This window comes from Porphyromonas crevioricanis, assembly GCF_900476255.1.
In the GTDB taxonomy this organism is placed as follows: domain Bacteria; phylum Bacteroidota; class Bacteroidia; order Bacteroidales; family Porphyromonadaceae; genus Porphyromonas; species Porphyromonas crevioricanis.
Window position 1 is genome coordinate 1,993,818 of sequence record NZ_LS483447.1, and the last position, 6,183, is coordinate 2,000,000.

The 6,183-nt window shown below is 45.1% G+C and carries 8 protein-coding genes (1 of these 8 cut by a window edge); all 8 read right to left on the bottom strand.

From position 1 onward, the window contains the following. Positions 1–36: 36 nt before the first annotated feature. Entirely contained in the window at positions 37–381 is a 345-nt protein-coding gene (gene rplT / locus DQN70_RS08860; RefSeq protein WP_036887891.1) for a 50S ribosomal protein L20, read from the bottom strand. Between the two features lie 105 nt (positions 382–486). Then, positions 487–684 carry a 50S ribosomal protein L35 gene (gene rpmI, locus DQN70_RS08865; protein WP_036887893.1) on the bottom strand — a complete coding sequence of 66 codons (198 nt, stop codon included), beginning with the start codon at positions 682–684 and terminating at the stop codon, positions 487–489. A 79-nt stretch (positions 685–763) separates the two neighbouring features. After that, the gene (infC, locus tag DQN70_RS08870) at positions 764–1,372 is read right to left on the bottom strand and encodes a translation initiation factor IF-3 (protein WP_023938521.1); all 609 of its coding nucleotides are present in this window, start codon (positions 1,370–1,372) and stop codon (positions 764–766) included. 119 nt (positions 1,373–1,491) lie between these two features. Then, positions 1,492–3,462: a threonine--tRNA ligase gene (gene thrS, locus DQN70_RS08875; protein WP_023938520.1), complete on the bottom strand. Its 1,971-nt coding sequence runs from the start codon at positions 3,460–3,462 to the stop codon at positions 1,492–1,494. Positions 3,463–3,567: 105 nt separating this feature from the next. Next, complete coding sequence (locus DQN70_RS08880; RefSeq protein ID WP_023938518.1) at positions 3,568–4,110, bottom strand: RNA methyltransferase; 543 nt, start codon at positions 4,108–4,110, stop codon at positions 3,568–3,570. Next, on the bottom strand, positions 4,098–5,021 hold the full coding sequence (locus DQN70_RS08885) for a 4-hydroxy-3-methylbut-2-enyl diphosphate reductase (RefSeq protein ID WP_023940469.1): 924 nt from the start codon (positions 5,019–5,021) through the stop codon (positions 4,098–4,100). Before DQN70_RS08885 ends, DQN70_RS08880 begins: the two co-directional genes overlap by 13 nt. Then, positions 4,979–5,683, bottom strand: a complete 705-nt coding sequence (cmk, locus tag DQN70_RS08890) for a (d)CMP kinase (protein WP_023940467.1) — start codon at positions 5,681–5,683, stop codon at positions 4,979–4,981. Before cmk ends, DQN70_RS08885 begins: the two co-directional genes overlap by 43 nt. Before the next feature lie 32 nt (positions 5,684–5,715). Continuing rightward, positions 5,716–6,183, bottom strand: the 3' end of a protein-coding gene (gene porQ / locus DQN70_RS08895; RefSeq protein ID WP_023940466.1) for a type IX secretion system protein PorQ. Its footprint extends 549 nt past the window's final position; the window shows 468 of its 1,017 coding nt (coding positions 550–1,017); its start codon lies off the right edge, out of view; its stop codon occupies positions 5,716–5,718.

Below are 6,183 nucleotides of genomic sequence, written 5' to 3' on the forward strand. Positions count from 1 at the left end.
AGCTTCCAGCCCTTGTGTAAAAGGAAAAATTCGAGCTTAACGCACTCTTTCCACAATAGCCTTGAATGCTTCGGGATGATTCATAGCCAAATCGGCAAGAACTTTGCGGTTAATCTCAATCCCACTTTTGTGCAGAGCACCCATCAGACGAGAATAGGACATCCCTTCCAAACGAGCAGCTGCATTGATACGCTGTATCCACAAAGCGCGGAAGTTCCGTTTCTTATTTTTACGATCACGGTAAGCATAGGTAAGACCCTTTTCCCAAGTATTCTTGGCTACGGTCCAGACATTTTTACGGGCACCAATATACCCACGTGTCAGCTTGAGAATTCTTTTTCTTTTAGCTCTCGAAGCTACATGATTGACTGATCTTGGCATAATTCTAAATGTTTGTGATAGGCAGCGGTCGGAGTTAAATCACTACGGCTCTTCTTGGCTGACCTCTCTGTTATAAAATCTGTTCGTTACTCTTGATCAAAGGGGTTATCTCACACACAAGAGTTCCTTCACACGCTTCTCATCAACCCTATCCAACACTGTGAACTTTGTCAGATTGCGCTTCTGTTTCTTTGTTTTCTTGGTCAGGATGTGACTTTTGAAAGCGTGCTTACGCTTGATTTTACCGGATCCGGTAAGGGCAAACCTCTTTTTGGCACCGGATTTAGTCTTCAATTTAGACATTTGCTTGTTACTTAAATATTAAACGTTTACGCCTCGAAGACAAAGGCAACAGCCTAAGCCCCTACGGCCTTTATCTTTCTTATTCTTCACTTCTTTGGGCTTCTTCTGAAAGAGAAGCCACACCATCCTTGCCTGTGACAGGTTGAGGTTCTTTTTTCGTACTACCCGGCTTCTTAGGAGCCAACATAATGGACATACGTTTGCCTTCAAGTATAGGCATCTGCTCTACTCGACAGTAATCCTCAAGGTCATTGGCAAATCGCAACAACAGCACCTCACCCTGCTCCTTAAACAGAATAGACCGCCCACGAAAGAATACAAACGCCTTAACTTTAGCTCCAGACTCCAAAAACTCCTTCGCATGCTTGAGCTTAAAGTTGTAGTCATGATCATCCGTCTGAGGGCCAAAGCGAATCTCTTTGATCACAACCTTGACGCTCTTAGCCTTTTGTTCCTTCAGGCGTTTACGCTGCTGGTAAATAAATTTCTGATAGTCTACGACCCTACAAACCGGAGGTTTGGCCGATGGAGAGATCTCCACCAAGTCGAGGTCCTGCTCTTTTGCTATCTTGCGAGCCTCCTGGATAGAGTATACCCCCTGCTCCACATTGTCGCCCACCAAACGCACTTCCCGAACACGAATATCCTCATTTATCCGGTACTGATCTTTCTGCCTTGCTTCTACCATTCAGTATCTATTAGTCATTGAGCTTGCAGGTTTTTTAGTTCTTTGTCCTATCATACCTCTACACAAGCCCTACTCTTATTCTTTTGTATTTCTCGTAGAGTCGTTTTCTATCAACACATTTACTCTGCGGAAGTTTCGGTCAAATCTGCCTGCCAAGCATTGACCATTGCATCCACTTCACCACAGATTTGCCCGGCAAAGGTAGTCAATTTCACCGTACCTCTATCTCCTTCTCCTTGTTTTCTCACAGAGACCTCCTCATTTTGCTCCTCCTGCTCCCCTACAATCAACATATAAGGAACACGTTTGAGCTCATTGTCTCGGATCTTTCGACCAATCTTTTCGTTGCGATCATCCACCTGCACACGAATATCAGCCTCATTAAGCTGGCGAGCCACCTTATAAGCATACTCATTGAATCGCTCACTAATCGGAAGTATCACCACCTGGTCAGGAGTCAACCAAAGGGGAAATTTACCAGCAGTATGTTCGATAAGAACAGCTATAAAACGCTCCATAGAACCAAAAGGTGCACGGTGAATCATCACAGGTCTATGCTTGCGGTTGTCTTCTCCGGTGTATTCCAACTCAAATCGCTCTGGAAGGTTGTAATCCACCTGAATCGTACCCAGTTGCCACTTACGTCCCAAAGCATCCTTAACCATGAAGTCTAACTTTGGACCATAGAAAGCCGCTTCTCCGTATTCAATGACAGCTGGTAAGCCTTTTTCCTGACAAGCCTCGATAATGGCACGCTCTGCTTTCTCCCAATTCTCCTCGCTACCGATATATTTCTCACGATTGACCTTATCTCTCAAAGAGATCTGTGCTTCAAAATTCTTGAAGTCCAAAGCCTTGAAAATGATGAAGATAATATCCATCACCTTGCAAAATTCTTCCTTAATTTGGTCTGGACGACAGAACAAATGTGCATCATCCTGAGTGAAACCACGCACACGAGTCAGACCATGGAGCTCTCCACTCTGCTCATACCTATACACAGTGCCAAACTCGGCCAAACGCACAGGAAGATCTCTATATGAGTGAGGTATAGCTTTATATATTTCGCAGTGATGGGGACAATTCATGGGTTTGAGCATGAATTCCTCTCCTTCCTGAGGCGTGGTTATAGGGCGAAAAGAATCTGCTCCATACTTGGCATAGTGCCCGGAGGTAACATAGAGTTTCTTGTTTCCTATATGAGGGCTCATCACCTGCTGATAACCGAAATGCTTCTGAATGCGCTTGAGAAAATCTTCCAACTTGAGCCTGAGTTGAGTACCTCTGGGCAACCACAACGGCAACCCTGCTCCTACGTTTTGAGAGAACGTAAAAAGCTCCAACTCCTTTCCAATCTTGCGATGATCTCTCTTCTTGGCCTCTTCAAGCATCTGCAGATACTCATCAAGCATCTTTTTCTTTGGGAAAGTAATCCCATATATGCGTGTCAGCTGCTTACGCTTCTCATCCCCTCGCCAATAAGCTCCGGCCACGTTGAGCAGTTTAACAGCTTTGATAAGTCCCGTATTGGGTAAGTGAGGACCACGACAAAGGTCGGTAAAATTGCCCTGTGTATACAATGTGATTGTGCCATCGGCCAACTCACTTATCAGCTCTACCTTGTATTCATCGTTCTTCTCCTGAAACATCCGGAGGGCATCTGCCTTGCTTATATCCCGACGAACAATAGGTTCCTCCTTGGCTACCAATCGACGCATACATTCCTCTATACGAGGCAAATCTTCTTCTTTAATAATGGCAGTACCCGGGTCTACATCATAGTAAAAGCCCTGCTCAATAGCTGGACCAATACCGAACTTGATGCCTGGATAAAGTTCCTCAAGAGCTTCGGCCATCAAGTGAGCACTTGAGTGCCAGTAAGCATATTTACCCTCAGGATCCTCCCACTTATACAACTTCACAGATGCATCGGAGAACAACGGTCGTTGCAAATCAAAAATTTCACCGTCGACACCGGCAGCTAAAACTTCCTTTGCCAAACGAGGGCTAATACTCTCTGCTATCTGCATCGGAGTAGTTCCGACCTCATATTCCCGAATGCTACCATCAGGGAACGTTATCTTTATCATGTTCATTATTAGTTTCTGATCAGACATTTTCGAGAACAAAGGTACTACAAATACCATTCGGGATTTTCATCTCATCTCTTTTACTCTTCTCAGTCACATTGAGTATCAATATGCCAAGCTCGGCAACAGAGGAACAGCCATTTGCCAAATCGCCATTCCGGCTGCTACAGATACATTGAGAGAGTGCTTAGTGCCAAACTGAGGGATTTCCAAACAGCAATCACACAAATCAATCAACGATTGCTTGACCCCAAAAACTTCATTACCCAAAATCAGGACATAGCCTTTTCCTCGCTGTGCATTCAAATCCTGTAGAAGTAAACTCCCCTCGGCTTGCTCCAATGCACAAATACGATAGCCCTTTTCTATATACCGGAATACGGCTTCATGCGGATCTGTAATCTTCTCCCAGCAGACACTATCCTCCGCTCCAAGAGCAGTTTTATGAATATCAGGATGGGGAGGACAAGCTGTAATACCACACAGCAAAACAGCCTCCAGGCGAAAAGCATCAGCAGTGCGCAATATTGATCCGACATTGTTCATAGAACGAATATCATCCAACAACACCACAATAGGCAATTTATTAAACTGCCGAAAAGTCTCTACACTGAGGCGTTGTATTTCTGTAATTTTCAACTTCCGCATGCCAATATCTCCTTTACAGCCTCTGCCATGGCTTCCATTTGTCTTTTGGGGGTTGAGGTGGCCCCACATATACCTATTGACCGGGGAATAGGCATTAACTGCTCGATAGACAATTCTTCCGGCGAACTCAAAAATACAGATCTGGGATTTGAGTCTTGACAATGAGCAAATAGCACTCGCCCATTGGAGCTTTTCTTTCCAGCGACAAAAAGAACCAAACCATGTTTGGCTGCAAATTCTCGAATGTGAGGGATACGGTTGGAGACTTGCCTACAGATTGTATCATAATGCTCAAAACGTACGCCGGGCTTGAGCCATTGTCCTATCAACTCTATGATTTGAGCATAGTCTTCCAGCCCCTTCGTTGTTTGAGAAAAGAGTAGTACAGGTCTTTCTCTATCTATGCTCTCTATCTCTTGTGGATTCTCGATCACCAGGGCATCTCCTTCACATTGACCTACCAAACCATTCACCTCAGCATGCCCTCGCTGGCCAAAAATAACAATCTGAGCACATATTTCCCTGGTAGAATCGTAAGCTCTACGAATACGTCGCTGTAAAGCCAATACCACAGGGCATGTAGCATCGACAATCTTCAGATGTTGCCTCTCTGCCATTCGATAGATCGACGGAGGCTCTCCGTGCGCTCGAAGCAAAACCTTGGCATCTCTCAATTGCTCTAAGTCTTGATAGGAAATCGTACGCATTCCTCTGGCCTCTAACCTCTCTACTTCCTGACTATTATGCACAATATCTCCCAAGCAATAGAGCGTCTCTTTACTCTTCTCCAACTCTTTCTCCACTGAACGAATGGCGTTGACTACGCCAAAACAAAAGCCTGAGCCTTCATCTATTTCGACAATAGGTATCACAGCCGGCTCACAATCTCTTTGTATCTGTCTATCAGCCATTGGCTTTGTTCGGGGATTGTCATTTGAGAATTATCTAATACAAGTGCATCTTGAGCCTGCACAAGTGGAGACACGGCTCTGTGAGAGTCAATATAATCTCGCTCATTGATATTGGCTAACACTTCCTCCAATGTTGTAGCGGTATTACCTTTACTGCGCAACTCATCAAGACGGCGCTGTGCCCGGACTTCCGGACGGGCTGTTACAAAAACCTTCATTTCGGCTCGAGGGAAAACTGTAGTACCAATATCTCGGCCATCCATCACGATACCTTTCTCCTTCCCCATAGCCTGTTGTTGGCTCACCATGGACGAACGAACAAAAGGGATAGCACTAATTGGACTGACTCTGGAAGAGACTTCCATACTGCGAATTTCCTGCTCCACATCAATACCATTGAGCAAGGTATGCGATCGACCTTCTTCGGGGAAAAACTGAAATTCTATATGCAGATCTTTCATAGACCTCTGCAAAGCATCTTCATCCGGACTACCGTCTTCTGTCCATAGTCCCTGCTGCAAACTATAGAGGGTCACAGCTCTATACATGGCTCCCGTATCTATGTACACATAACCAAGAGCTTTGGCCAAATCTCTCGCCATCGTGCTTTTGCCACATGAACTATGCCCATCAATGGCTATGATAATGCGTTTGTCCTTCATCGAATATAAATATCTCTACCTGTGATTAGCTATTACAATTCTTGCAGTCTCTTGCCAAGAGGCATACTCAAGCTGAGCATGATTGAGAGTACGGATGGGTGAAAAGATGTGGCAGCCAGCTGTATATCCAACTTCGAGGTACGTAGTCCTGCGCCCAATGAAAATCCGGATAAGGCTCCACCGTTCTGCACTCGCAGGTCTTCAGCCAAAGCCGGATTATAGGAGGCAATCAGATTAAAACGTTCTCCGGGTTGAAATTCCAGACCCAACAACAAATGTCTCAATCCCCGTCTAAGAAGAGGACGGCTCCTATCTCCCCACATACGAGGATTAAGATTATGGACAAGAAAATGGACTCTGAAAGGAGCATGCGAAAGCCCCTGACTCATTCCTAACTGTATGTCCCATGGCAGAAGCTCCCGTTCTTTGTGGAATCCTTTCAACTGCGTTCCAATATTAGTTGCAGCAATAGCCCAAGAGAGATCATTCTCATCATTATA

What these genes read in the sequence shown, in the direction of transcription:
- rpmI (WP_036887893.1), bottom strand. Translation starts at nt 684, where the DNA reads ATGTCTAAATTGAAGACTAAATCCGGTGCCAAAAAGAGGTTTGCCCTT.
- DQN70_RS08885 (WP_023940469.1), bottom strand. Translation starts at nt 5,021, where the DNA reads ATGGCTGATAGACAGATACAAAGAGATTGTGAGCCGGCTGTGATACCT.
- infC (WP_023938521.1), bottom strand. Translation starts at nt 1,372, where the DNA reads ATGGTAGAAGCAAGGCAGAAAGATCAGTACCGGATAAATGAGGATATT.
- thrS (WP_023938520.1), bottom strand. Translation starts at nt 3,462, where the DNA reads ATGATAAAGATAACGTTCCCTGATGGTAGCATTCGGGAATATGAGGTC.
- DQN70_RS08880 (WP_023938518.1), bottom strand. Translation starts at nt 4,110, where the DNA reads ATGCGGAAGTTGAAAATTACAGAAATACAACGCCTCAGTGTAGAGACT.
- rplT (WP_036887891.1), bottom strand. Translation starts at nt 381, where the DNA reads ATGCCAAGATCAGTCAATCATGTAGCTTCGAGAGCTAAAAGAAAAAGA.
- cmk (WP_023940467.1), bottom strand. Translation starts at nt 5,683, where the DNA reads ATGAAGGACAAACGCATTATCATAGCCATTGATGGGCATAGTTCATGT.